Source organism: Mixta theicola (assembly GCF_002895925.1).
GTDB lineage: Bacteria > Pseudomonadota > Gammaproteobacteria > Enterobacterales > Enterobacteriaceae > Mixta > Mixta theicola.
The window spans coordinates 78,320-103,081 of the sequence record NZ_NWUO01000008.1 but is presented as its reverse complement, the minus strand read 5'-3'; the positions used below and the strand labels follow the sequence as shown (position 1 = coordinate 103,081).

Below are 24,762 nucleotides of genomic sequence, written 5' to 3'. Positions count from 1 at the left end.
ATTACGCGGGTTGGCCTTAAAGCCGGCCCGTTTTTGTCTGAGGAGTCATTGTGGGACTGAAATGGACCGACAGCCGTGAAATCGGCGAAGCCTTGTACGATGCTTATCCAGATACCGACCCAAAAACGGTACGCTTCACCGATATGCATCAATGGATTTGTCAGCTGGAAGGGTTTGATGATAATCCTGATGCATCCAGTGAAAAAATTCTTGAAGCGATACTGCTGGTTTGGCTGGATGAGTTTGAGTAACTCCGGCAGCTTCCGTTCTCGTTTCAGATAAATATAAAGGGAACCTGGTAATGACTGAAAAGATGAATATCGTGCTGTCAACGACGGCAGCGAATGCGCGCTGGGGCGAAAAAGCGATCCTCAGCAGCAATGAAAAAGGTATGACGATCCACCTGACCGGCAGCGATGCGCTGGCAACCATTCAGCGCGCGGCGCGTAAGATTGACGGCCAGGGCATTCGCCACGTGGCGTTGAGCGGCGACGGCTGGGATCTGGAAAAAAGCTGGGCGTTCTGGCAGGGCTATCGTGGGCCGAAAGGCGAGCGCAGCGTTGACTGGGCGCCGCTCAGCGACAGCGATCGCGAGGAACTGGAACTCCGTCTGAATATTATCGACTGGGTACGCAATATCATTAACCAGCCTGCCGAAGAGCTGGGCCCGGAGCAGTTAGCACGCCGCGCGGTTGATCTGATCGGTAAATATGCCGGCGATGCGGTGAGCTACCGTATTACCAAAGGCGAAGACCTGCGCGAGCAAAACTATCTGGGGCTGTATACCGTAGGCCGTGGCTCGTCGCGCAGCCCGGTGCTGCTGGCGCTGGATTATAATCCGGGCGGTGACGAAAATACCCCGGTTTACGCCTGTCTGGTGGGCAAGGGCATTACCTTCGATACCGGCGGCTACAGCCTGAAGCAAAGCGCCTTTATGGACTCCATGAAGTCCGACATGGGCGGTGCGGCAACCGTTACCGGCGCGTTAGGGCTGGCGATTGCGCGCGGCCTGAAAAAACGCGTAAAACTTTATCTCTGCTGTGCGGATAACATGGTCAGCGGCAACGCTTTCCGCCTGGGCGATATTATTCGCTACCGCAATGGTAAAACCGTTGAGGTGATGAATACCGATGCGGAAGGTCGTCTGGTTCTGGCGGACGGCCTGATTGATGCCAGCCAGCAGCAGCCGGAGCTGTTAATTGATGCAGCCACGCTGACCGGTGCCGCCAAAACCGCGCTGGGCAACGATTATCATGCGCTGTTCACCTTTGACGATCGGCTGGCGCAGCAGCTGTTAAGCAGCGCCGCCAGTGAAAATGAGGCGTTCTGGCGTCTGCCGCTGGCGGAGTTCCATCGTACTCATTTATCATCAAACTTTGCCGATCTGAATAATATTGCCGGTGCGGCACACACCGCAGGCGCCAGCACGGCCGCTGCGTTTCTGTCGCATTTTGTCAGTAACTATCAGCAGGGCTGGCTGCATATTGACTGCTCCGCTACCTATCGTAAAGGCGCGGTTGAACAGTGGGCGGCCGGCGCGACCGGGCTTGGCGTGCGCACCATCGCCAACCTGCTGCTGAAATAAGCGCCAGGGGCCAGTTTTATGCTGGTCCTGTTAAACCAGACAGAAAGAGCATGAATTACATGGAAACAAACGCTAACGCACGGCTGGAAAAAGTGCTGGAGCTGGCGGCGACCGAACCTGCGCATCGGCCAGAGTTTTTTACGCTGCTGATGGAGGCCAGCGTGTGGGTACCGGGCAGCAGTATCGGCGAACAGCTGGATGCCAACACGCCGGTAGAGCTGCAGCACTGGGAAAAAGAAGATGGCACCAGCGTTATTCCTTTTTTTACTTCAGAAGCGGCGATGGCGGAAGTGACGGAAGGCGAGCAGTCTTACGTAATGCTGCCGGTACGCACGCTGTTTGAGATGACGCAGGGCGAGACGCTGTTTCTTAATCCCCGGCTGCCGGCGGGCAAAGAGTTTTCGCCCCGTGAAATTGCTCATCTGCTGGGTGAAGAGGGCGATGCGCTAAGCCAGCAAACGGTGCTGGAGGGCGGTACGCCGCTGCTGTTATCAGAAGTTGCCGAGCCGCCCGCGCAGATGATCGATTCACTGACCCAGCTGTTAAGCAAATATAAGCAGGTGCGCCGGGCTTTTGTTGCTCATATTAAAGAGCAGGCGGACGATCGGCCTAACCTGCTGATTGCCATCGAGGCGGATGAGGATATTGATACAATCATTCGCGCTGTCGGTGCGGTAGCGACCGATACCTTACTGGATGATGAGCCGGTAGATATTTGCCAAATCGTCGAAGGCGAGAAGGGCATCAGTCATTTCTTCACGGCGCACATTACGCCATTTTATGAACGACGCTGGGGCAGCTTCCTGCGAGAGTTCAAAGGCGGCCAACGTATTATCTAAGCGGGCTCCGCTCAGGCGCAGCGTAGGTAAATAGCGCAAAGTTCGTTAATGTTTAAAGGGTCGGCTGCCGACCCTTTTTTATTGTGGGCAGGGGATTATCGTCCAGACGCAAATGCTTTTCTTTGCTCAGGGCGCTATCGTCCAGTCCCGGGCAAGGCGTCAGCGCTTAGTGCGACGTGGCGACGGGTAAATCATCGCGGCTTCCCCATTCGCTCCACGAGCCGTCATAAAGCTTCACATCTTTGATACCGAGCGCCGTTAGCGCCAGGATAGCCACCGCCGCCGTGACGCCAGATCCGCAGCTGGCCACGACAGGTTTGGTTAAGTCCACGCCCTGACGCTGAAAAATCGCGCGCAGTTCCGCCTCTGGCTTGAGTTGGCCGTTATCCACCAGTTCGCTCCATGGCACATTCAGGCTGCCGGGAATATGCCCGCGACGCAGGCCGGGGCGCGGCTCGTCGGCTTCGCCAGCGAAGCGATTGGCCGGACGCGCGTCAATCAGCTGCGCGGTGCCTTCATGGCTGATTAACAGCACGTCGGTCACGCTTTTTACCCGTTGCCGATCGTAATGCGCCTCAAATTCCGCTTCCGGCAGATGAACGTCGCCGGTTTGCAGCGAATAGCCGGCCTGTTTCCAGCCCGCCAGGCCGCCCGCCAGCAGCGAAACCCGCTCAACGCCGAACGCGCGCAGCATCCACCAGGCGCGCGGCGCCGAAAACAGATTGCCCTCATCATAAATAACCAGATGTTTTCCACTGTCGATGCCCAGCTCGCGCATCGCCACCGCAAAGGTTTCCGCACGCGGCATCATATGCGGATAAGGGCTGTTGCGATCGGAGAGCCGCTCAATATCAAAAAAAGGCGCGTTGGGCAGGTGCCCCGCGGCATATTCGGCATGCATATCGCGCAGATGCTCCTGGCCTGCAGGGGCCATACGCGCGTCGATAATCTGCAAATCTGCATCGTTCTGATGTTCGGCTAACCACTGAGCGGTTACAAAGAGAGCGGATGTCATAACAACCTCAATATTCAATGATGTGCTGTGAGTGTCGGCGATCTCGCAGCCCAGCTCAAGGCCCAATCTTTGATGCTGCGGCCACGATTACAGATTCGGAAAAGTGGCCGCAGAAAGCGCAATGGTTTCGTTGAGCGTTACATTTATTTTGCGGCACTGGCCGCAATAACATGCCTTCGCGGAGATAGAGGCTTGCCAGAATTTCTGTATGGAGCAATAACGAGCCCCGGAGGTAATTAAAATGCCGGTCAGGTCGCCGCCGCATCTTTCGCCGTGAAATAAATTACGGTAGGGTCGCAATGGGTATTAATGAAGCAGCAACGCGAAAAGGATCATACTTTTTCTATAAATTGCTAAATCTGAGATAGGCAAGCTGGCTCTGCGCCCCTATAATCGGCGCCGTTTTCACAGTCCGGTATCAATACATTCACAACCGGCTTAACCTGGAAGTTAAGACAGAGGTCAAAATGACAGTAGAACGTACCTTTTCCATCGTAAAACCGAACGCGGTGGCAAAAAACGTAATTGGTGCAATTTATAACCGTTTCGAAGCCGCAGGTTTCAAAATTGTTGCTGCAAAAATGCTGCACCTGACCAAGGAGCAGGCGGAAGGTTTTTATGCCGAGCATAAAGGCAAACCTTTCTTCGACGGTCTGGTTGAGTTCATGACCTCCGGCCCGATCGTTGTTTCCGTACTGGAAGGCGAAAATGCCGTTCAGCGTCACCGCGATCTGATGGGCGCGACCAACCCGGCTAACGCGCTGGCCGGTACGCTGCGTGCTGATTACGCTGACAGCTTTACTGAAAACGCTACTCATGGCTCTGACTCTCAGGAGTCTGCTGCACGTGAAATCGCGTTCTTCTTCGGTGAAAACGAGATTTGCCCGCGTACCCGTTAATAACGGATGCGCCTGACCGCACAATGACGGTTACAAATTAATTGTCAGGTTAGCCGGTCACGCAATAGCTTCACGCTACAGTTATTTGTACAATAATGCGCCCTCATGAGTTTACTCAGCGAGGGCGCTTCTTTTTTTATCCCTAACCAGGGCCATAACGTGTAATAACGAGGCCAGAGAAAATTATGTCCGAACACATTGTGACGCCGTCGTCCGCATCTCCCGTTGTTGTTTCCCCAAAAAACGAAAAAATCAATCTGCTCGATCTTAATCGTCAGCAGATGCGCGAATTCTTTCTTTCTCTCGGCGAGAAACCCTTCCGTGCCGATCAGGTTATGAAATGGATGTATCACTACTGCTGTGATGATTTCGATGAAATGACCGACATCAATAAGGTACTGCGCAATAAGCTTAAGCAGCTAACCGAAATCCGCGCGCCGGAAGTGGCTGAAGAAAAACGCTCTGCCGATGGCACGATTAAATGGGCTATTCGCGTTGGCGATCAGCTGGTGGAAACGGTTTATATCCCGGAAGACGATCGCGCTACGCTGTGCGTTTCTTCCCAGGTCGGCTGCGCGCTGGAGTGTAAATTCTGTTCAACCGCACAGCAGGGCTTTAACCGCAACCTGCGCGTTTCTGAAATTATTGGTCAGGTATGGCGCGCCGCTAAGATTATTGGCGCCGCTAAAGTCACCGGTCAGCGTCCGATTACTAACGTCGTGATGATGGGCATGGGCGAGCCGCTGCTTAACCTGAATAATGTCGTCCCGGCGATGGAGATTATGCTGGATGATTTCGGCTTTGGCCTCTCCAAGCGCCGCGTCACGCTCTCCACCTCTGGCGTGGTGCCTGCGCTGGATAAGCTGGGCGATGTCATCGACGTAGCGCTGGCGATTTCGCTGCATGCGCCGAACGATACCATTCGTGACGAGATCGTACCGATCAACAAAAAATATAACATTGAAACTTTCCTGGCCTCGGTGCGCCGTTACCTGGAAAAATCTAATGCTAATCAGGGTCGCGTTACGATTGAATATGTCATGCTGGATCACATTAACGACAGCACCGATAACGCGCATGAGCTTGCTGAACTGCTGAAGGATACGCCCTGTAAGATCAACCTGATCCCATGGAACCCCTTCCCTGGCGCACCTTATGGCCGCAGCTCGAATAGCCGCGTCGATCGCTTCTCTAAAGTGCTGATGAGCTATGGTTTTACCACTATCGTGCGTAAAACGCGTGGTGACGACATTGATGCTGCCTGTGGCCAGCTGGCAGGTGATGTTATTGACCGCACCAAGCGTACGCTGCGCAAGAAAATGGCGGGTGAACAAATATCTGTGAAGGCGCTCTGAAACCGGGCAAGTAAAGCCTTTTTCAGGTTTTACAAGCTGCCGGTCTTGCTGAGTTTGGCGTAACATACCAGACTTCATGACACAGGGAGGCGGTATGCGTAAAGGATTACGATGCCTGATGGTATTAGCGGCGCTCATGCTGGCGGGCTGCAGCGGACAAAAACAGCTCAGCGGCAGCGGGCAGATTCGCCTGCAGCTTGGGCTTATCTATCTGTCGCAGGGCGAGTTACCGGCGGCGCGCCGCAATTTACAGCGGGCGTTGCAGGATGCGCCAGAAGATTATCGGGTTCTGCTGGCTATGGCGCGTCTCTACCAGCAGGAGAACGATAGTGCAATGGCACGCCGTTATTTTCAAACGGCGCTGAAATACGCACCGGAAAATGATTATGCGCTTAACAATTACGGTGCGTTTCTTTGCGGTTTAGGGCAGTATGATGCGGCGCATCAACAATTTACTCTGGCTGCGGTGCGAAATTCTGCCGTAGCGAGGGCTGACAGCCAGGAGCGTGCCGGCTATTGCTGGCTGCAGCAGAAGGAGTATGCATCTGCACGACAGATGTTACTACAGGCGCTGCAGAACGATCGGCATAAGGCGGATACGTTACTGTCTGAAGCTAAAAAGCATCTTGAAAAACATGAGCTTGAGCAAGTGCGGCTTTTGTTAGAGGTATATCATCACAGCGTGCCTGCGACAGCAGAAAGCCTGTGGTTGGAGATTCGTTTCGCTGCGCTGGAACAGCGGACCGTAGATAAAGCACGTTACGGTCAGCAACTGGCGCAAAATTTTCCACAATCGATACAGTACCAGCATTTTCTAGCTAATGAATACTGAAGCCACTCAAGATACAACAGCAGCAGCAAATTCCACAGGCACCCGCCTGCGTGTAGCCCGTGAGCAGATGGGGCTGACGCAGCAAAACGTCGCTGAGCGCTTGTGCCTGAAACTTTCCACCGTGCGAGACATTGAAGAGGATAAAGCCCCCGCTGATTTAGCCTCGACCTTTTTACGCGGCTATATTCGCTCTTATGCGCGTCTGGTTCACGTACCTGAAGAGGAGCTGTTGCCGATGATGGCGAAGCAGGCTCCGGTGCGTGCGGCGAAGGTCGAGCCGATGCAGAGCTTCTCGCTGGGCAAACGGCGTAAAAAACGTGACGGCTGGCTGATGATTTTCACCTGGCTGGTGGTTTTTGTCGTGGTCGGTTTGACCGGCGCCTGGTGGTGGCAGAATCATAAAGCCGCCCAGGACGATCTGGTTTCGCTCTCCGATCAGAGCAGCACGGGTGATGATAACAGCCAGTCGATTCCTTTAACCGACGGCAGCAGCGATAGCGCGTCTCAGACGGCAACGCAGCCTGAAAACCAGAGCACCAGCGTGCCGTTAAATAATGCCAACAATACCAGCAGCGCTGCGGCTAACACCGCCGCGCCGGGTGCCAGTGCGCCTGCGCCGAATACCGCAGCGCCGGCGGCAACCGCCAGCGGTGATGACGCCAATGCGGTGGTTTCTCCATCTCAGGCACCCATCGCCGATCCCGCACCCGTGGCAAATAACGCCTCTCCTTTACCTACCGGCAGCGCCAGCGTTAGCCAGCCGGCCGCCGATACTAATACGGTGGTGCTGAATTTTAACGCTGACTGCTGGCTGGAAGTGACCGATGCGTCAGGAAAAAAACTGTTCAGCGGAATGCAGCGTAGTGGTGGTAAACTCAGCCTGTCCGGTACAGCGCCGTATCGTCTGAAAATTGGCGCACCGGCAGCGGTACAGGTTCATTACCAGGGCCAGCCCGTTGATTTAAGCCGTTTTATTCGTACCAACCAGGTTGCCCGCTTGACGCTTGGGGCGCAGTAAGCCCCAGGCGCTGCTTCGCGGCGATTATGGAGAAACAACATGCATAACGAAGCACCCATTATCCGTCGTAAATCAACGCGTATTTACGTCGGCAAGGTGCCAGTGGGTGACGGCGCGCCTATCGCCGTACAATCCATGACCAATACGCGTACCACGGATGTGGAAGCAACGGTCAAACAAATTAAAGCGCTGGAGCGCGTTGGCGTTGATATTGTCCGGGTCTCGGTCCCGACGATGGACGCTGCGGAAGCCTTTAAACTTATCAAGCAGCAGGTCAATGTACCGCTGGTCGCGGATATTCACTTTGATTACCGTATTGCGCTGAAAGTGGCGGAATATGGCGTTGACTGCCTGCGCATTAACCCCGGCAACATTGGCAACAATGAGCGTATCCGCCAGGTGGTGGAGTGCGCGCGCGATCGTAATATCCCTATCCGTATCGGCGTTAACGCCGGCTCGCTGGAAAAAGATCTGCAGGAAAAGTATGGCGAGCCGACGCCTCAGGCGTTGCTTGAATCTGCCATGCGTCATGTCGATCATCTTGACCGACTGAACTTCGATCAGTTTAAGGTGAGCGTTAAAGCCTCCGATGTTTTCCTGGCCGTCGAATCCTATCGTCTGCTGGCGAAACAGATCGATCAGCCTTTGCATCTCGGTATCACCGAAGCGGGCGGCGCGCGTGCCGGCGCGGTTAAATCAGCCATTGGTTTAGGGCTGCTGCTTGCCGAAGGGATTGGCGATACGCTGCGTATTTCGCTGGCGGCCGATCCGGTTGAAGAGGTCAAAGTGGGTTTCGATATTCTGAAATCGCTGCGCATCCGCTCCCGCGGCATTAACTTTATCGCCTGCCCAACCTGTTCCCGTCAGGAATTCGACGTCATCGGCACCGTCAATGCGCTGGAGCAGCGGCTGGAAGATATTATTACGCCGATGGATGTGTCGATTATCGGCTGCGTGGTAAACGGGCCTGGTGAAGCGCTGGTCTCGACGCTGGGCGTCACCGGCAGCAACAAGAAAAGCGGCTTTTACGAAGATGGCGTGCGCCAGCGCGACCGTCTCGACAATGAAGATATGATCGACCAGCTTGAGGCGCGCATTCGTGCCAAAGCGGCGTTGCTTGATGAAACCCGACGCATTACCGTGCAGCAGGTAGAAAAGTAGCTGGCGGCGTCACGCTGGTGGCGCGCCGAATGAACCTGAACGGCTAACGCCGTACAGGTTTTTTTCTGTTTTACGTTGCTGGAATCATCACCAGCACGGCCAGACCATGCGTCTGGTGTAATTTACTTATAGAGAGAAATGACGTGGCGAAGAACATCCAGGCCATCCGCGGCATGAACGACTATTTGCCGGCCGACACCGTTGTCTGGCAGCGTATCGAAGGGATCCTTAAACAGGTGCTGGCCAGCTATGGCTACAGCGAAATCCGTCTGCCGGTCGTAGAGCATACGCCGTTGTTCAAGCGCGCTATCGGTGAAGTGACCGACGTGGTGGAAAAAGAGATGTATACCTTCGACGATCGCAACGGCGAAAGTCTGACGCTGCGCCCGGAAGGGACCGCAGGCTGCGTGCGAGCGGGTATTGAGCATGGTCTGCTCTATAACCAGGAACAGCGTCTGTGGTACATGGGCCCTATGTTCCGCTATGAGCGTCCGCAGAAAGGCCGCTATCGTCAGTTCCACCAGATCGGCGCGGAAGTCTTTGGCCTGCAGGGCCCGGATATTGATGCCGAACTGATAATGATGACCGCCCGCTGGTGGAAAGCGCTGGGAATTGCCGATCATGTCGCGCTGGAGCTGAACTCTATCGGCTCGGCTTCCGCGCGCGCCAACTATCGCGAAGCGTTGGTGGCTTTTCTGGAACAGCATAAAGAAAAGCTGGATGAAGACTGCAAACGTCGTATGTACAGCAATCCGCTGCGCGTGCTGGACAGTAAAAATCCAGAAGTGCAGGCGCTGTTAAACGATGCGCCTACGCTTGGCGATTATCTGGATGAGGAATCGCGCGAGCATTTCACCGGATTGTGCGCGCTGCTGGACAGCGTTGGCATTGCATATACCATCAACCAGCGGCTGGTGCGCGGCCTCGACTACTATAACCGCACGGTGTTTGAGTGGGTAACCAACAGCCTGGGCGCGCAGGGTACGGTTTGTGCGGGCGGCCGTTATGACGGTTTGGTCGAGCAGCTGGGCGGGCGTGCCACGCCGGGCGTCGGCTTTGCCATGGGCATGGAGCGTCTGGTGCTGCTGGTGCAGGCGGTGAATCCCGATTTTGAACCGTCTCGTATTATTGATGTCTATGTTATCGCTTCGGGCCAGGGCGTGCAGTCTGCCGCAATGCAGCTGGCAGAGCAGGTACGCGATGCCGCGCCGACGCTGAAGCTGATGACTAACTTCGGCGGCGGTAATTTTAAGAAGCAGTTTGCCCGAGCCGATAAGTGGGGCGCTCGCGTTGCGCTGGTACTGGGTGAAGATGAAGTAAAAGCCGGGCAGGTGATGGTTAAAGACCTGAGCCGCGGCGAGCAACAAACGCTGGCGCAAAACGAGGTCGCGGCGGCGTTAGTCACGCTGCTGTCATAAGCGCTTACGGCAGGAACAGTGAAGGAGAAGGATGGCGTGGAAGTTTACAGCAACGAAAACGAACAGGTGGACGCGATCCGTCGTTTTTTTGCCAATAACGGCAAAGCATTAGCGGTTGGCGTGGTGCTGGGCATCGGCGCTCTGGCAGGCTGGCGTTACTGGAGCGGTCATGAAGATACCTCCGCGCGTGAGGTGTCGGCGCATTATCAGCAGCTAACCCGCGCGCTGGACGGTAACAAACCGCAGACGCTGGAAGCGGTGGCAAAATTTGCCAACGACAACAGCAATACCTATGGCGCTCTGGCTTCGCTCGATTTGGCGAAGCAGTACGTTGATAAAAATGAGCTGACAAAAGCGGCCACGCAGTTACAGAGTGGAATAAAACACACGCAGAACGCCAATTTACAGGCGGTGATGAATCTGCGTCTGGCGCGTATTCAGCTGCAGCAAAAGCAGGCTGACGACGCGCTGAAAACCCTGGATAGCGTAAAAGGCGAAGGCTGGACGGCTATCGTCGCGGATATTCGCGGTGAAGCGCTGCTAAGCAAGGGCGATAAGCAAGGCGCCCGTGATGCCTGGAGTAAGGGGATCGATTCCGAGGCGTCACCGGCGCTGAAAGAAATGATGCAGATGAAAATGAATAACTTAGGTTAAGCCATTCAAGAGAGAGCGCATGGAATTACGTAAATACCTGCTGCCAGGGCTGATTTCAGTCACCTTACTCAGCGGTTGCTCGCTGTTTAGCGGCGAAGAAGATGTCGTCAAAATGGCCCCGTTGCCGAAAGTTGAAAACCAGTTTGAGCCGCAGGAAGCGTGGAGCACCTCTGTTGGCGACGGCATTGGCGATTTTTACTCGAATCTGCATCCCGCCTGGCAGGATGGCAGCGTTTATGCTGCCGATCGTTTTGGTATCGTTAAGGCGCTGGATGCCAGTGACGGTAAGCAAAAATGGAAGATTAACCTCTCTGGCGATAACGGTTTCTTCTCGAAAAATACCCCAGCCTTGCTGTCGGGCGGAATTACCGCAGCCGGCGAGCATATCTATATCGGCAGCGAGCGCGCGCAGGTTTATGCGCTGAACAGTAATGATGGTTCTGTTGCCTGGCAGACTAAAGTCGCAGGCGAGGTGCTTTCTCGTCCGGTCGTGAGCGATGGCCTGGTGCTGATTCATACCAGTAACGGCATGCTGCAGGGGCTGGATCAAAGCAGCGGCGTGGTAAAATGGACCGTTAACCTGGATATGCCTGCGCTGTCGCTGCGCGGCGAGTCTGCGCCAGCAACCGCCTTTGGCGGGGCGATCGTTGGCGGTGATAATGGTCGCGTTAGCGCGGTGATCCTGAATCAGGGTCAGATTATCTGGCAGCAGCGTATTTCTCAGCCGAGCGGCGCAACCGAGATCGATCGCCTGAGCGATGTTGATACTACGCCGGTGATCGTTAACGGCGTGGTCTATGCGCTGGCCTACAACGGCAACCTGACGGCGCTGGATCTACGTTCCGGCCAGATTTTATGGAAACGTGAAATCGGCTCGGTAAAAGATTTTATCGTTGACGCGGGTCGTATCTACCTGGTCGATCAGGACGATCGCATCGTGGCGCTTAACGCCGACGGCGGCGTGACACTCTGGCGTCAGAGCGATCTGCTGCACCGTAACCTGACATCGCCGGTGCTGTACAACGGCTATATCGTGGTGGGCGACAGCGAAGGTTATCTGCACTGGCTGAATACTGACGATGGGCGTTTTGTGGCGCAGCAGAAAGTTGACGGCTCCGGCTTCCAGACTGAACCGGTTGTGGCCAGCGATAAACTGCTGATTCAGGCCAAAAACGGTGAGGTTTATTCCATCACGCGTTAATCCCTGACGGCTAACGCAATGCTGATTAACGGCTCCTGGCTTACAGGGGCCGTTTCGTTTTTTTGACGGCGTGTTATCCTTAGCGCCTTCAGCCTGACTGGCGCGGCTCTGGCCGTATATACTAACCTGCTCAGGCTTCTGATTTTTCGTTTCGTAATGAGGCTTTATTTATGATACCTGTGGTCGCGCTGGTTGGGCGTCCTAACGTGGGCAAATCCACCCTGTTTAACCGTTTAACGCGCACCCGCGATGCGCTGGTGGCAGATTTCCCCGGTCTGACGCGCGATCGTAAATACGGGCGCGCCGAGGTGGAAGGACGTGAGTTCATCGTCATCGATACCGGCGGTATTGACGGCACCGAAGACGGCGTGGAAACCCGAATGGCGGAACAGTCGCTGCTGGCGATTGAAGAAGCGGACGTAGTGTTGTTTATGGTGGACGCCCGTGCTGGCCTGATGCCAGCCGATCAGGCTATTGCCAAACATCTGCGCTCGCGCGAAAAAGCGACGTTCCTGGTAGCCAACAAAACGGACGGTATGGATGCTGACAGCGCCGTGGTTGATTTTTATGCGCTGGGCCTCGGCGAGATCCACTCTATCGCCGCCTCGCACGGACGTGGCGTAACCACGCTGCTGGAAACGGCGCTGCTGCCGTGGATGGACGTGATCGCGCCGGCGGAACCGCTGACCGAAGAGGAAGAGAACGCAGCCTACTGGGAGGCGTTAGCGGCTAAAGAGCGCGGTGAGGATTCAGACGCGGAAGAGGAAGAAGAGGAATTCGACCCAACGGGCCTGCCGGTAAAAATTGCCATTGTTGGTCGTCCTAACGTTGGTAAGTCAACGCTTACCAATCGTATCCTCGGCGAGGATCGCGTGGTGGTGTATGACATGCCGGGAACCACGCGCGACAGCATTTATATCCCTATGGAACGTGACGATCGCGAATATATCCTGATCGATACCGCTGGCGTGCGTAAGCGCGGCAAGGTAACCGAGACGGTAGAAAAATTCTCGGTGATCAAGACGCTGCAGGCGATTGAAGACGCGAACGTTGTGCTGCTGGTTATTGACGCCCGTCAGGGTATTTCCGATCAGGATCTCTCGCTGCTCGGCTTTATCCTGAATAGTGGACGCTCACTGGTCATTGTGGTTAACAAGTGGGATGGACTGTCGCAGGAGATCAGAGACGAAGTAAAAGAGACGCTCGACTTCCGTCTGGGCTTTATTGATTTCGCCCGCGTTCACTTTATCTCCGCACTGCACGGCAGCGGCGTTGGCAATCTGTTTGAGTCGATCAACGAAGCCTACGATTGTTCTACGCGCCGCGTTGGCACCTCAATGCTGACGCGCATTATGACTATGGCTTCTGAAGATCATCAGCCGCCGCTGGTGCGGGGGCGTCGCGTTAAGCTGAAGTATGCGCACGCGGGCGGCTATAACCCGCCGATCGTGGTGATTCACGGCAACCAGGTGAAGGATCTGCCCGATTCTTACAAGCGTTATCTGATGAATTACTTCCGCCGTTCGCTGAACGTAATGGGGACGCCGATCCGCATTCAGTTTAAAGAAGGGGATAACCCCTTCGCCGGCAAACGCAACCTGCTGACGCCAAACCAGCAGCGTAAGCGTAAGCGCCTGCTTTCGCATCTGAAAAAGAATAAGCGCTAATCACTGGGGCTGCGGAAACGCAGCCTTTTTTTATGCGTGGCGCCGGGAAGTGACGCAACGCATGGAACTTCATCCGCATCGTCTTATTATTCCGTTGCGGCTGCCGTGCCCATTCAGGAGACTATCATGACGAAGTGTGAAAAATGTCAGCACCCGCTGACGCTCAGCGACAACGATTTTTTCTGTGAGCAATGCGCCGCGCATTATGCCCGTCAGGCACAGTGCCCCGACTGCCATCAGCCGCTGCAGGTGCTGAAAGCCTGCGGCGCGGTCGATTACTTCTGCCCGCACGGGCACGGGCTGATTTCGAAAAAGCGGGTTGAGTTTGTTCCGCTGAGCCATGCGCCGACATCATCATAATCGGGTAGAGATCACAAAAAAATCAGGGGAATGATCATACTTTTTATGAGGTTAAAGGGATGCGCTCGACAGGGATGAAAAAGTTATGATTGATTGCCAGCTTGATTTTGATCGGATTTCAGCCGACAGAAAGACGCTTTATCTACAATGCCCGGGGATAGGCACTTTTAAAGTTTTCAGTGGTGATATGCCTTTTACTAACCGTGCGGAATGCTCATCTATTTTTCATTCTGTTATACCGAATGGGGAATAGTGGATGATGGATCGTCCGGAAAGGGTTCAGTTACGGGGCCGTGTTATGTCAGGTAAAAAAATAGTTTATTTTTTATTGTTCATCATCATTACCGCCGGGCTGGTCAGCAGCCGGGTTTTGCTGGGGTTTTCTGACATTCTTCTTGTTTTTGTGGATCGAACGTGCCGGGCATCATCTGTTCAATGTACGGCGATGATTATGATTTAGCTCTGCTGATAGTCGCGCTTATTGTTAACGGTGCCGTAGCGTTGATACTGATGTTTTTCGCGACGAAGATTATCAGGAAGTTGCGAAAAAGATCGTAAATAAGCCTGTAAAAATATTAGCAATGAATATATTACAACCGCCATTTCCCCTTTCGCCTGAGCCATCCGGATTTCAATGCCCGCCAGAATAATTCGCTCTGCCTGCGACGAGACTTAAGTAGAACCACGCCTCTTTTGCAGCAAAAGTGCGAATTTTCGCATTTTTGTTAATTTTTTGTTTATCTTATTACGTACCGATTGGTACAATTCGCGGCGTTGGTTCATCCCCTTTTTTAGCCGTCCAGCGAGCGCTGACGGTAAAAGACAGGATGCCAATGGCGGGTGGCAAGCCCGTTACAGGTTAATTGATTGTTATGGCTGGTTAATAAAACATGGCGCTGGCCTACTTTTTAGCCCGACGTCTTATACTTTATTGCGATGCCTTGGTTCCACCAGGAGAGTTTTACTATGGTTCAAACAACCGCCCGGCCCTCAAGAGCGCTGGGCCTGTGGTGTATATTGCTGGGTCTGGTACTGCTTGCTATCGGATTATTCTTTGCTATTGGCGGCGGCAAGCTGGCCTCGCTCGGCGGTAGCACGTACTTTCTTATTGCCGGTATCGTGACCATCCTGTCCGCTATCCAGTTTTTCCGGCGTAAAACGTCGGCGGTAGTGCTGTTTGCGCTGGTATTTATCGGTTCTTTAATCTGGGCACCGATCGATGGCGGTTTTGAATTCTGGCCGCTGGTATCACGCCTGATGGTGCCGACCGGCTTGATGATCCTTGCTCTGTTAACGCTACCGGCGCTGCGTAAAAGCGAGAATAAACCCTCCGGCGCGAAAGCCGCCTGGGGTGCCAGCGCCGTGCTGGTGGTTGCCATGCTGGCCACGCTGGTGCAGATGTTTCAGCCGCATCCTACGGTGGCCTTTGATGGTCAACAGCTGCCGTTGGTGCCGGTAGATCAAACCAAAGCGCAAAAGAACTGGGAAAACTACGGCAACACAGCGGGCGGCAGTCGCTTTGTCGCGCTCGATCAGATTACGCGTGACAACGTAAAAGATTTAAAAGTCGCCTGGACATTCCATACCGGCGACGTACCGGACAGCCCGACCGGCAACGGCGCGGAAGATCAGCAAACGCCGTTGCAGGTGGGCAATCGTCTTTATATGTGTACGCCGCACAATAACGTTATTGCGGTAGATGCCGACAGCGGCAAGCAGATTTGGAAACATGAGGTCAACGCGCAGGCTGAAGTCTGGAACCGCTGCCGTGGCCTGGCTTATTTTGATATTACTCAGCCTCTGCCTCAGCCAAATATGCCTGGCTCTACACCGGTTACGCCGGTGACTCTGCCAGCAGGCGACAGCTGCCAGCGCCGTATTCTGATGAATACCATTGATGCGCGCCTGATTGCTATCAACGCCGATAACGGGGAACTCTGCCAGCAGTTTGGCGATAACGGCAGCGTTAATCTCAAAGCGGGCCTTGGCGATGCGCAGGATCCTAAATATCAGCTGACCTCGGCGCCAACCCTGGCAGGTACTACCGTTGTGGTGGGCGGTCGCGTGGCGGATAACGTGCAGACCGATATGCCGGGCGGCGTACTGCGCGGTTTTGATGTGATTACCGGCCAGATGCGCTGGGCATTCGATCCGGGTAATCAGCAGCCGAACGCGTCGCTGCAGCCGGGCCAGGCCTATGCCCGCAGCACGCCAAACTCCTGGGCGCCGATGTCCTGGGATGCGGCGACAAATACCGTATTTATTCCGATGGGCAGCTCTTCGGTTGACCTGTGGGGCGCCAACCGTACACCGCTGGATCATAAATATGGCGCTTCAATTCTTGCGCTGGATGCCACTACTGGTAAAGAGAAGTGGGTTTATCAGACGGTACACAACGATCTGTGGGATTTTGATATTCCCATGCAGCCGAGCCTGGTTGATTTCCCGCAGAAAGATGGCAGCACTAAGCCAGCGGTAGTCTTTGGCACCAAGGCCGGACAGATTTTTGTGCTGGACCGCCTGACCGGCAAGCCGCTGACGAAAGTCGAAGAGCTGCCGATGAAGCAGGGCCATATCCCGAACGAGCAGTACAGCAAAACGCAGCCGCACTCTACCGGTATGCCGCAAATTGGCGCGCAAACGCTGAAAGAGTCCGATATGTGGGGCGCAACGCCGTTCGATCAGCTGGTATGCCGCATCGCCTTTAAATCGATGCGCTATGACGGTTTGTTCACCGTACCGGGCACCGATAAATCCCTGAGCTTCCCAGGCTCGCTGGGCGGCATGAACTGGGGCAGCCTCTCAACCGATCCGAACAATCATTACATCTTCGTGAATGATATGCGTCTGGGTCTGTGGGTACAGATGATCCCGGCCAATACCGATAAGATTTCTCGCGGCAGCAACGGCGGCGAAGCGATCAATACCGGTATGGGCGCCGTACCGCTGAAGGGCACGCCGTATGCGGTCAATAAAAACCGCTTTATGTCGCCGCTGGGCATTCCTTGTCAGGCGCCGCCGTTCGGCACGCTCTCTGCGATTGACCTGAAAACGCAGAAAATCGTCTGGCAGGTTCCGGTGGGCACCGTGCAGGATACCGGCCCATTCGGTGTTAAAATGCGCGTGAAGATGCCGATTGGTATGCCGACGCTGGGTGGTACGCTGGCAACGCAGGGCGGTTTAGTGTTTATCGCCGGTACGCAGGATTACTATCTGCGCGCCTTTGACAGCTCCACCGGCAAAGAAGTGTGGAAAGCACGTCTGCCGGTAGGCAGCCAGGGCGGTCCGATGAGCTATGTTTCACCGACAACCGGCAAGCAGTACATCCTGATTTCTGCGGGCGGCGCGCGTCAGTCGCCGGATCGCGGCGATTATGTGATTGCTTACGCGCTGGATAAATAATTCAGCAGCCGATACTAAAAAGGCCCCGCAAGGGGCCTTTTTTATGGGCTTACTCGCCCTCTTTCCACAGCGCCTTAAGCTCCGGCGGCGCCAGGCTGTCGGGGATCACAATCACAATATCGCCGGAGCGATGCGGCGTATCGTAGCTAATCTGGATACGGTAATAGTATTGATCGCCACGCCCGGCCTGCTGCGGTTTATCGGCCGGTTCACCCACCGCTAAAGAGTGCCGCAGGATTTCGCAAACCCGCTCTCGTTGCGGATCGGCCAGCTGCCCCAGCGCAATACGCCGCTGACCGGCCAGTTTAGGGATATAGGCAAAGCCGCCTTCGCGCGCCAGATCGATCACGGCGTCGTTGGTCAGTTCCGGTAATTCTTTCATGATAAAACGCCCGTTTCTTGCCATGCATTCTCAATGGTCTGCGCCGTCTCCTTATTAAAACGATTTTGCGCATGGCGAAGGGTGAACTGCGCAAAGGTTTTAAAATCTGCATCCTGTGGCAGCTCTTTATCGCAAACGGTGTCATACCAGGCGCGTCCCGCCAGTTCCCAGGCGTAGCCGCCCAGCGCTTTGGCCGCCAGGTAAAATGCACGGTTAGGGATGCCGGAGTTAAGATGAACCCCGCCGTTATCTTCGCGGGTTTGAACATAGTCGCGCATATGGCCCGGCTGCGGATCTTTGCCCAGCATCGGATCGTTATAGGCGCTGCCCGGCTCGGCCATTGAGCGCAGACCGCGTCCGTTGATGCCTTCCGCCAACAGACCTTCGCCGATAATCCAGTCGGCCTGATCCGCAGTTTGCTTGCGATGGAACTGCTTAACCAGCGATCCAAAGACGTCGGAGATCGATTCATTCAGCGCGCCAGCCTGTTCAAAATAGATCAGCCCGGCTTCGGTTTCCGTTACGCCGTGCGTCAGCTCATGCGCCACGACGTCAATAGCAATGGTGAAGCGGTTAAAAATTTCGCCGTCGCCGTCGCCAAACACCATCTGCTGTCCGTTCCAGAAGGCGTTTTGATACTTTTTACCGTAATGGACCGTGCCCATTAGCGTTAAACCCTGATTATCCAGCGAGTTACGCTGATAAGCCTGCCAGAAGAAATCATAGGTTACGCCCAAAGAATCCCAGGCTTCGGTGGCGGCAATATCACTGTTGCCAGGCTGGCCTTCTTTACGCACCAGCGTTCCGGGCAGACTTTCCGTGTTTTGCGCATCATAAATTTCACGATCGACATGGCCGCCCACGGCGTTTTTCGGCGCTGTCGGCTTCTGCCAGTTAAGCGCCATCAGCTGCTGGACATGGTTTAACGTGCGACGGGCGTAGTCTTGCTGATGTCCCGATCCGTTATCGATGATTTTACGCAGAATATAGGGAGGAATAACCGGGCAGACAGAGGTACAGGACATGGTGGCTCTCCTTAGGCTGAAATAACCCTCGTTAATGAAAGCGTATTCAGCTAAGTGTAGCCCAGATATGCACGGGGTCCGGCTCACGCTCCGATCGTTTATGCATTAAAAATTTAATGTCATATACGATCGTCATAGAGCTGTGGATGATGCGTACTTAGCGCCGGTTTCATTTTGTGCACGCTGAAACGCCGCACCGATTCCCGTACCGCCAGTTTTCCCTGAAGTAACAGATTACAGGGCGGGGCGGTTGGCCGCAGCAGCCGACGCTGTAATAGCTGGATCGCCTCAAATCCCAGTTCATCTCGCGGCACCTGCACCGAGGTTAAGGGGACATCGTGGATCTCCGCCAGATTCGAGCTGTCGGTGCTCATCACTGAAATATCACCGGGCACTGACAAACCCTGTTTTTTTATCGCCGCGACCGCGCCCATCGCCATAAAGTCGCCGCCGGCGAGGATCGCGCTCGGCTGACAGCTACGATCGGGCAGGGCGTTGAGCCAGCTGGTTACCGCCAGCTCCGCCTCTTCCGCGCCGAAGCCGGCCGTTGTTACCAGATGCCGGCCTGCGTCAAAGGTGAGATTCTGCCGCATCCATGCCTGGCGGATCCCGGCCAGGCGCATCTCCATCGTAGCGCGACGCAGGCACTGCAAATTAAGGATTTCGCGGTGCCCCTGCTGGAACAGATAGCTGGCGGAAAATTCCCCGATCAGCTGATGATCGGGGGAAACGCTGTCGAGGCGCATTTCACGATCGCTGCAGTTAATTAATATGCAGGGCTTATTCAAATCCGCCGCCAGCGAATGAATATGCGGATCGTCAATGCCAACAATTAGCGCCGCCTGGGTCTGAGGATGATTCATCCTTTCGACAAACAGCGCGCTGTCGCTCTGCTCCTCCGCCAGTCCGCAGGAGCTGATGCGCACCTCATACGGCCTGAGCGCCTCGATTACGCTCTGAATCACCTTGTAGTAAAAAATGTCGGTGCGTACGGAAAACGCGCGCGGCGGCGCAAAAATCATCAGGCTGTTCAGCATCAGTCTTCCCTGCGACAGCTCCTGCAAAATGCCGTGCTGGCGCGCGCAGGCTAACACCTTCTGGCGGGTGGCGTCGCTGATATTGGCTTTCCCCGCCAGTACGCGCGAAACAGTGCTGATTGACAGCCCGGTTTGCTGGGCAATCAGGCTGATTTTTAACTTTCCATTCATTTTGTGATCTCTTTCAAATCAGGCGATGAAAATTTTTTCATCACGGGCGGATGACTGGCTGCTGCGGGCGTAGAGGAGATCATCATCAGTAACCTGCTTATGGATGAAAATTTTGCAAAAATGGCGTTTCGCCCGGCGAAGTCGCCGGTTAGTCTGCGACGGTATCCCTGTTGGTCAGGCGCGGCGCTTCACTATGCTGACGGTTCGCCAAAAAAATCAACTGATAATCATAGGGTTATGCTGGTGATGAGGCTGTTTTGTGAAAGCCATCGCATTGCACCGCTGTTGTAGCCTTCGATACCACTACTGAAGCGCCTGCGGGCGAGCCGCATAAACAGGCGGCGACGGAGAAAACCGATGAGTATTGAAACAGAACAGGCAACCGCAACCCGGTCCTCACCTAAATTCAAATCGTTACGCTGGTGGATGCTGGCGTTATTCCTGCTGGGCATCACCATTAACTATATCACCCGTAATTCGCTGGGAATTCTGGCACCGGAGCTGAAAGTCAGCCTGAATATGTCCACCGAACAGTACTCCTGGGTGGTGGCGGCGTTTCAGCTCGCCTATACCCTGTTCCAGCCGCTTTGCGGCTGGCTGATCGATGTGATTGGCCTGAAAACCGGCTTTATGATCTGCGCCATTCTCTGGGCGCTGGTCTGTATGCTGCACGCCGGGGCGGGAAGCTGGGTGCAGCTGGCGCTGCTGCGCTTTTTTATGGGCGGCGCCGAGGCGGCCGCCACGCCCGCCAATGCCCGCGCCATCGCCGACTGGTTTCCCAAAAAAGAGCGTCCCGTCGCCGCCGGTTGGGCTGGCGTAGGCTTCTCTGTCGGCGCGATGTTGGCGCCGCCGGTTATCGTGGTCACTCATCTGACGCTGGGCTGGCAGGGCGCCTTTCTCTTTTCTGGCGCGCTGGGCTTAGTCTGGGTGGTGCTGTGGTGGCGCTTTTATCATGCGCCGCAGCAGCACCCAAATCTTAGTCAGCAGGAGTTGGATCTCATTCGCGAAGATAATGAGCCGGACCTGCCGAAGCTGGCGTTTTTCACTTCACTGGGGCGGCTCTGCCGCGATAAAAAGTTTTACGGCATTGCCATTCCGGCCTTTCTCGCCGAGCCGGCATGGGCGGTCTTCAGCTTCTGGGTGCCGCTCTATCTTGCCACTGAGCGTGGCATGGACCTCAAACAGATTGCGCTGTTCGCCTGGCTGCCTTTTCTGGCGGCCGATATTGGCAGCGTCGCCAGCGGCTATCTCACCAAACTGTATCGCAAATGGTTCGGCTTCCGGCGCATTAATTCAGTGATCGCCAGCTCTGTCACCGGCGCTTTCCTGATGCTCTCGCTGACGCTGGTCGCCGTGACCAAAGATCCGCTGCTGGCGATTGCGCTGATCTCCGTCGGCGGCTTCGGCCACCAGGTGATCTCCTGCATGCTGAGTGCGTTAGTGGTGGAGTCGTTCGATAAAAATCAGATGGCGACCGTCAACGGTATGCGCGGCTCCTGCGCCTGGATCGCCAGTTTCCTCTTTTCCCTGCTCATCGGCGCCGTTTCCGACACCATCGGCTTCGGCCCGCTGTTTGTGGCGATGGGTTTTTTTGACCTTATCGGCGCGCTGTTCCTGATCGCTCTGCTGGCCGAGCGCGGCGCTAAAAAACGTTAAATGCTGGAGTGGATATGAAAACGCTAAAAAACTGGACGCTGGTGGGGGAGTACGCCGACAGGATCGAGCTGCGGGTGGACGGGCAGCACCTGTTCTGCCTTTACGTGCTGGAAGAGTCGCTGTTTCGCATCCTGATCAAACGCCATGGCGAGCTGGCGCTGGATCGCACCTGGAGCATCGCGCCGGAAGAGGATGTGCCCTGGGAGGGGCGCGATCGTCTGAGCGTGGAGGGCTTCAGTCTGCCGGGCTATCATCTGCAAACCTACGACGAGCGGCTGGTTATCAGCAGCCAGAACCTGCGCGTAACGGTGCATCAGCCGCTCTGGCTGGAGTGGGAATATCTTGATACGGATAATCAATGGCAAATACTGACTGAAGATCGCCGCACCAGCGCCTACCTGCTGAATACGCACAGCGACGGCGTGGCGCACTATCAGCGGCGTTTCGCCGACGATCGCTACTACGGGCTGGGGGAAAAATCGGGCGACCTTGAGCGTAGCGGACGGCGCTTTGAAATGCGCAATCTCGATGCGATGGGCTATAACGCCGCCAGCACCGATCCGCTCTATAAGCATATTCCCTTTACCATTACCCGTCATGGGCCGGTCAGTTTCGGGCTGTTTTACGACAATCTTAGCAGCTGCTGGCTCGACCTCGGCAATGAGCTGGATAACTACCATCAGCCTTACCGGCGCTATCAGGCGGAGGCGGGCGATCTCGACTATTACCTGTTTTTCGGCCCGCAGGTGCTGGATGTCACCAAAGCCTTTGTGCGGCTCACCGGTAAAAGCTGTTTCGCGCCTAAATGGAGCCTGGGCTACAGCGGCTCGACGATGCACTACACCGATGCGCCCGACGCACAGCAGCAGCTACAGCAGTTTATTCAGCTCTGTCGCCAGCATGCGATCCCCTGTGACTCTTTCCAGCTCTCGTCCGGCTACACCTCGATCGGCAACAAGCGCTATGTATTTAACTGGAACTATGAAAAAGTGCCGCAGCCGCGTGCGCTGAGCCAGGCGTTTCATGATGCCGGGCTACGTCTGGCGGCTAATATTAAGCCCTGCCTGCTGCAGGATCATCCGCTCTACGAGCAGGTGGCACAGCAGGGGTTGTTTATCCGCGATTCAGAGAGCGATGCGCCGGAGCGCTCCTGTTTCTGGGATGATGAAGGCTCCCACCTCGATTTCACTAATCCGGCGGCTATTCGCTGGTGGCAGCAGGGCGTTTCCGACCAGCTGCTGGAGATGGGCATCGATTCAACCTGGAACGACAACAATGAATATGAGATCTGGGACGGCGAGGCGCGCTGTCACGGTTTTGGCCGTCCCGTGGCGATTAAACATCTTCGCCCGGTGATGCCGCTGCTGATGATGCGCGCCTCTCTGGAGGCGCAGCAGCGTTTTGCACCGCAGCGGCGGCCTTATTTGATTTCGCGCTCCGGCTGTGCCGGTATGCAGCGCTATGTACAGACCTGGAGTGGCGACAACCGCACCAGCTGGCAGACGCTGCGCTACAACATCCGTATGGGTTTAGGGATGAGTCTTTCCGGGCTGTATAACATCGGGCATGATGTCGGCGGCTTCTCCGGCGACAGGCCGGATGCGGAGCTGTTTGTTCGCTGGGTACAGAACGGCGTCATGCATCCACGCTTTACCATTCATTCGTGGAACGATGACGGCACGGTGAATGAGCCGTGGATGTATCCCGGCGTGACGGCGATAGTGCGTGAGGCGATCCGTCTGCGCTATCGCCTGTTGCCCTATTTTTACACCCTGCTGTGGCAGGCCAGCGTTTGCGACGAGCCGCTGTTACGGCCCACTTTCCTCGACCATGAGCATGACGCGCAAACCTGGCAGGAAACTGACGATTTTCTTCTCGGACGCGACCTGCTGGTGGCAAGCGTAGTCGAGCCGGAGCAGCGACAGCGCGCGGTCTGGCTGCCGGATAACGGCACGGGCTGGTACTGCTACTGGAGCGGGCAGTGGTACGGCGGCGGACAATGGATCACGCTGGATGCGCCGCTGGAACGGCTGCCGCTGCTGGTTCGCGCCGGGGCAGGGCTGCCGCTGTCGCAGCGGATGGCGCATGTGGATGCGCTGGCGGACGATTGGCGCGAGCTGCGGCTGTTCCCACTGTCGGAAGGGCAGAGTGAAGGGATGATTTTCGAGGATGACGGCGAAAGCCATCGCTGGCGCCAGGGCGATGCGCTCTGGCTGCGCTGGCGGATGGCTTGTAACGCCACGCGCATTGAACTGAGTGTGGAGCGGGAAGGGCGTTATCAGCCCGCATGGCGGCGTTTACACATTACGCTACCGCCCGGCGAACAGCGCGAGCTGTGGGTGAACGGCGCACGCGCTGCGGACTATGGCCTGTAACCTACTATTCAGCCGCGCTTTTTTTGCGCGGCTTTTTTAGCGGGACGATAGCCTGTGCTTTTTCTCCGCCGCCCTTCTGCCGTTACGTTGGTTTCTCAGGCTGGAATGCTGTTATTTACAGAGCATATTCTGTGCGCCATTTTCACTCATTAAAGAAATGGTGCAACCTGCATTGCTATTACGGCTGGATAGTGAGAAATAAAAATATCATTTACCCTGAAGCGAGCATGATTTGATTATATTAAGTCATGGAGAATATAAGGGGGAGCCTTTTTGAGATCTATTTTATTCTTTTTGAAAAAGCGGCAGGTAGGTTTTTAAGGGAAAATAATCTTATCCTGCCTAAAGGTATATTTAATTTAATTGTTACTTATTAATAAGTTAATTATTATTCTTATCTTTCCCTACCGTTTAACGCCACTCAATGACTTAATTAAGACAAATTTATTTTGCAACCTGAAACCATATGTGATTACTTTTTTACTACAGGTGCGCCTTAAAATAGCTGCTATTCGGCTGGTCTGTAATGATTTTTACCGTAATGGCAAGGTGGAACAGAATACGGCCATTGCTGACCAGGCTTTTAACTGCAATACGCTATTAAAAAATAGCAAAACGTCATAAAAAAGAACTGTTCTGTAATAAGTAAATATTGAAAGAAATACAGCGTTGTATTGCTTAGGCGGCAGGCGGGATTTTACCCTAACCTC

Annotated in this window: 21 protein-coding genes; 17 read left to right on the top strand and 4 right to left on the bottom strand. The window is 55.1% G+C overall.

What is annotated here, in order from left to right; genetic code table 11:
- Window positions 1-50: 50 nt before the first annotated feature.
- From iscX to sseB, 3 genes are read left to right on the top strand one after another with little or no spacing between them, the layout of a single operon-like run.
- Complete coding sequence (gene iscX / locus COO59_RS12260) at window positions 51-251, top strand: Fe-S cluster assembly protein IscX (protein WP_085070708.1); 201 nt, start codon at window positions 51-53, stop codon at window positions 249-251.
- Window positions 252-301: 50 nt separating this feature from the next.
- Window positions 302-1,585: an aminopeptidase PepB gene (gene pepB, locus COO59_RS12255; RefSeq protein WP_103060077.1), complete on the top strand. Its 1,284-nt coding sequence runs from the start codon at window positions 302-304 to the stop codon at window positions 1,583-1,585.
- Window positions 1,586-1,644: 59 nt separating this feature from the next.
- Window positions 1,645-2,424 (top strand): enhanced serine sensitivity protein SseB, encoded by a 780-nt coding sequence (gene sseB / locus COO59_RS12250; protein ID WP_103060165.1) that lies wholly within the window; start codon window positions 1,645-1,647, stop codon window positions 2,422-2,424.
- Between the two features lie 166 nt (window positions 2,425-2,590).
- Here sseB and sseA read toward each other — a convergent pair whose 3' ends face one another.
- A complete protein-coding gene (gene sseA, locus COO59_RS12245; protein WP_103060164.1) occupies window positions 2,591-3,439 on the bottom strand; it encodes a 3-mercaptopyruvate sulfurtransferase in 849 nt (282 codons plus the stop codon).
- A gap of 467 nt (window positions 3,440-3,906) precedes the next feature.
- Here sseA and ndk point away from each other — a divergent pair, with 467 nt between their 5' ends.
- The 12 genes from ndk to COO59_RS12185 all read left to right on the top strand — a co-directional run bounded on the left by ndk (window position 3,907) and on the right by COO59_RS12185 (window position 17,406).
- The gene (gene ndk / locus COO59_RS12240) at window positions 3,907-4,338 is read left to right on the top strand and encodes a nucleoside-diphosphate kinase (RefSeq protein ID WP_103060076.1); all 432 of its coding nucleotides are present in this window, start codon (window positions 3,907-3,909) and stop codon (window positions 4,336-4,338) included.
- Between the two features lie 185 nt (window positions 4,339-4,523).
- Entirely contained in the window at window positions 4,524-5,693 is a 1,170-nt protein-coding gene (rlmN, locus tag COO59_RS12235; protein WP_103060075.1) for a dual-specificity RNA methyltransferase RlmN, read from the top strand.
- 94 nt (window positions 5,694-5,787) lie between these two features.
- Complete coding sequence (gene pilW, locus COO59_RS12230) at window positions 5,788-6,525, top strand: type IV pilus biogenesis/stability protein PilW (RefSeq protein ID WP_103060074.1); 738 nt, start codon at window positions 5,788-5,790, stop codon at window positions 6,523-6,525.
- Entirely contained in the window at window positions 6,515-7,543 is a 1,029-nt protein-coding gene (gene rodZ / locus COO59_RS12225; RefSeq protein ID WP_103060073.1) for a cytoskeleton protein RodZ, read from the top strand. Before pilW ends, rodZ begins: the two co-directional genes overlap by 11 nt.
- Window positions 7,544-7,582: 39 nt before the next feature.
- Complete coding sequence (gene ispG, locus COO59_RS12220) at window positions 7,583-8,704, top strand: flavodoxin-dependent (E)-4-hydroxy-3-methylbut-2-enyl-diphosphate synthase (protein WP_103060072.1); 1,122 nt, start codon at window positions 7,583-7,585, stop codon at window positions 8,702-8,704.
- A 143-nt stretch (window positions 8,705-8,847) separates the two neighbouring features.
- Window positions 8,848-10,122 (top strand): histidine--tRNA ligase, encoded by a 1,275-nt coding sequence (gene hisS, locus COO59_RS12215; RefSeq protein ID WP_103060071.1) that lies wholly within the window; start codon window positions 8,848-8,850, stop codon window positions 10,120-10,122.
- Between the two features lie 36 nt (window positions 10,123-10,158).
- Window positions 10,159-10,776: a YfgM family protein gene (locus tag COO59_RS12210; protein WP_103060070.1), complete on the top strand. Its 618-nt coding sequence runs from the start codon at window positions 10,159-10,161 to the stop codon at window positions 10,774-10,776.
- A gap of 19 nt (window positions 10,777-10,795) precedes the next feature.
- The gene (gene bamB / locus COO59_RS12205; protein WP_103060069.1) at window positions 10,796-11,977 is read left to right on the top strand and encodes an outer membrane protein assembly factor BamB; all 1,182 of its coding nucleotides are present in this window, start codon (window positions 10,796-10,798) and stop codon (window positions 11,975-11,977) included.
- A 170-nt stretch (window positions 11,978-12,147) separates the two neighbouring features.
- Window positions 12,148-13,644, top strand: coding sequence for a ribosome biogenesis GTPase Der (der, locus tag COO59_RS12200; protein WP_103060068.1), 1,497 nt, complete (start codon window positions 12,148-12,150; stop codon window positions 13,642-13,644).
- 126 nt (window positions 13,645-13,770) lie between these two features.
- On the top strand, window positions 13,771-14,004 hold the full coding sequence (locus tag COO59_RS12195) for a zinc ribbon domain-containing protein (RefSeq protein WP_103060067.1): 234 nt from the start codon (window positions 13,771-13,773) through the stop codon (window positions 14,002-14,004).
- Window positions 14,005-14,260: 256 nt separating this feature from the next.
- Complete coding sequence (locus COO59_RS12190) at window positions 14,261-14,464, top strand: hypothetical protein (RefSeq protein ID WP_103060066.1); 204 nt, start codon at window positions 14,261-14,263, stop codon at window positions 14,462-14,464.
- Between the two features lie 506 nt (window positions 14,465-14,970).
- Window positions 14,971-17,406, top strand: a complete 2,436-nt coding sequence (locus COO59_RS12185; protein ID WP_103060065.1) for a glucose/quinate/shikimate family membrane-bound PQQ-dependent dehydrogenase — start codon at window positions 14,971-14,973, stop codon at window positions 17,404-17,406.
- 49 nt (window positions 17,407-17,455) lie between these two features.
- On the opposite strand, the gene COO59_RS12180 is transcribed toward COO59_RS12185, so the two are convergent.
- The 3 genes from COO59_RS12180 to COO59_RS12170 all read right to left on the bottom strand — a co-directional run bounded on the left by COO59_RS12180 (window position 17,456) and on the right by COO59_RS12170 (window position 20,021).
- A complete protein-coding gene (locus COO59_RS12180) occupies window positions 17,456-17,788 on the bottom strand; it encodes a protealysin inhibitor emfourin (RefSeq protein WP_103060064.1) in 333 nt (110 codons plus the stop codon).
- The gene (locus COO59_RS12175; protein WP_103060063.1) at window positions 17,785-18,813 is read right to left on the bottom strand and encodes a M4 family metallopeptidase; all 1,029 of its coding nucleotides are present in this window, start codon (window positions 18,811-18,813) and stop codon (window positions 17,785-17,787) included. The genes COO59_RS12180 and COO59_RS12175 overlap by 4 nt, the downstream gene beginning before the upstream one ends.
- Window positions 18,814-18,932: 119 nt before the next feature.
- Window positions 18,933-20,021, bottom strand: a complete 1,089-nt coding sequence (locus COO59_RS12170; RefSeq protein WP_103060062.1) for a LacI family DNA-binding transcriptional regulator — start codon at window positions 20,019-20,021, stop codon at window positions 18,933-18,935.
- Window positions 20,022-20,378: 357 nt separating this feature from the next.
- Between COO59_RS12170 and COO59_RS12160 the strand changes: the two genes are divergently transcribed.
- The gene (locus COO59_RS12160) at window positions 20,379-21,677 is read left to right on the top strand and encodes an MFS transporter (protein WP_103060060.1); all 1,299 of its coding nucleotides are present in this window, start codon (window positions 20,379-20,381) and stop codon (window positions 21,675-21,677) included.
- Between the two features lie 14 nt (window positions 21,678-21,691).
- Complete coding sequence (locus tag COO59_RS12155; RefSeq protein WP_103060059.1) at window positions 21,692-24,052, top strand: glycoside hydrolase family 31 protein; 2,361 nt, start codon at window positions 21,692-21,694, stop codon at window positions 24,050-24,052.
- Window positions 24,053-24,762: the final 710 nt, after the last annotated feature.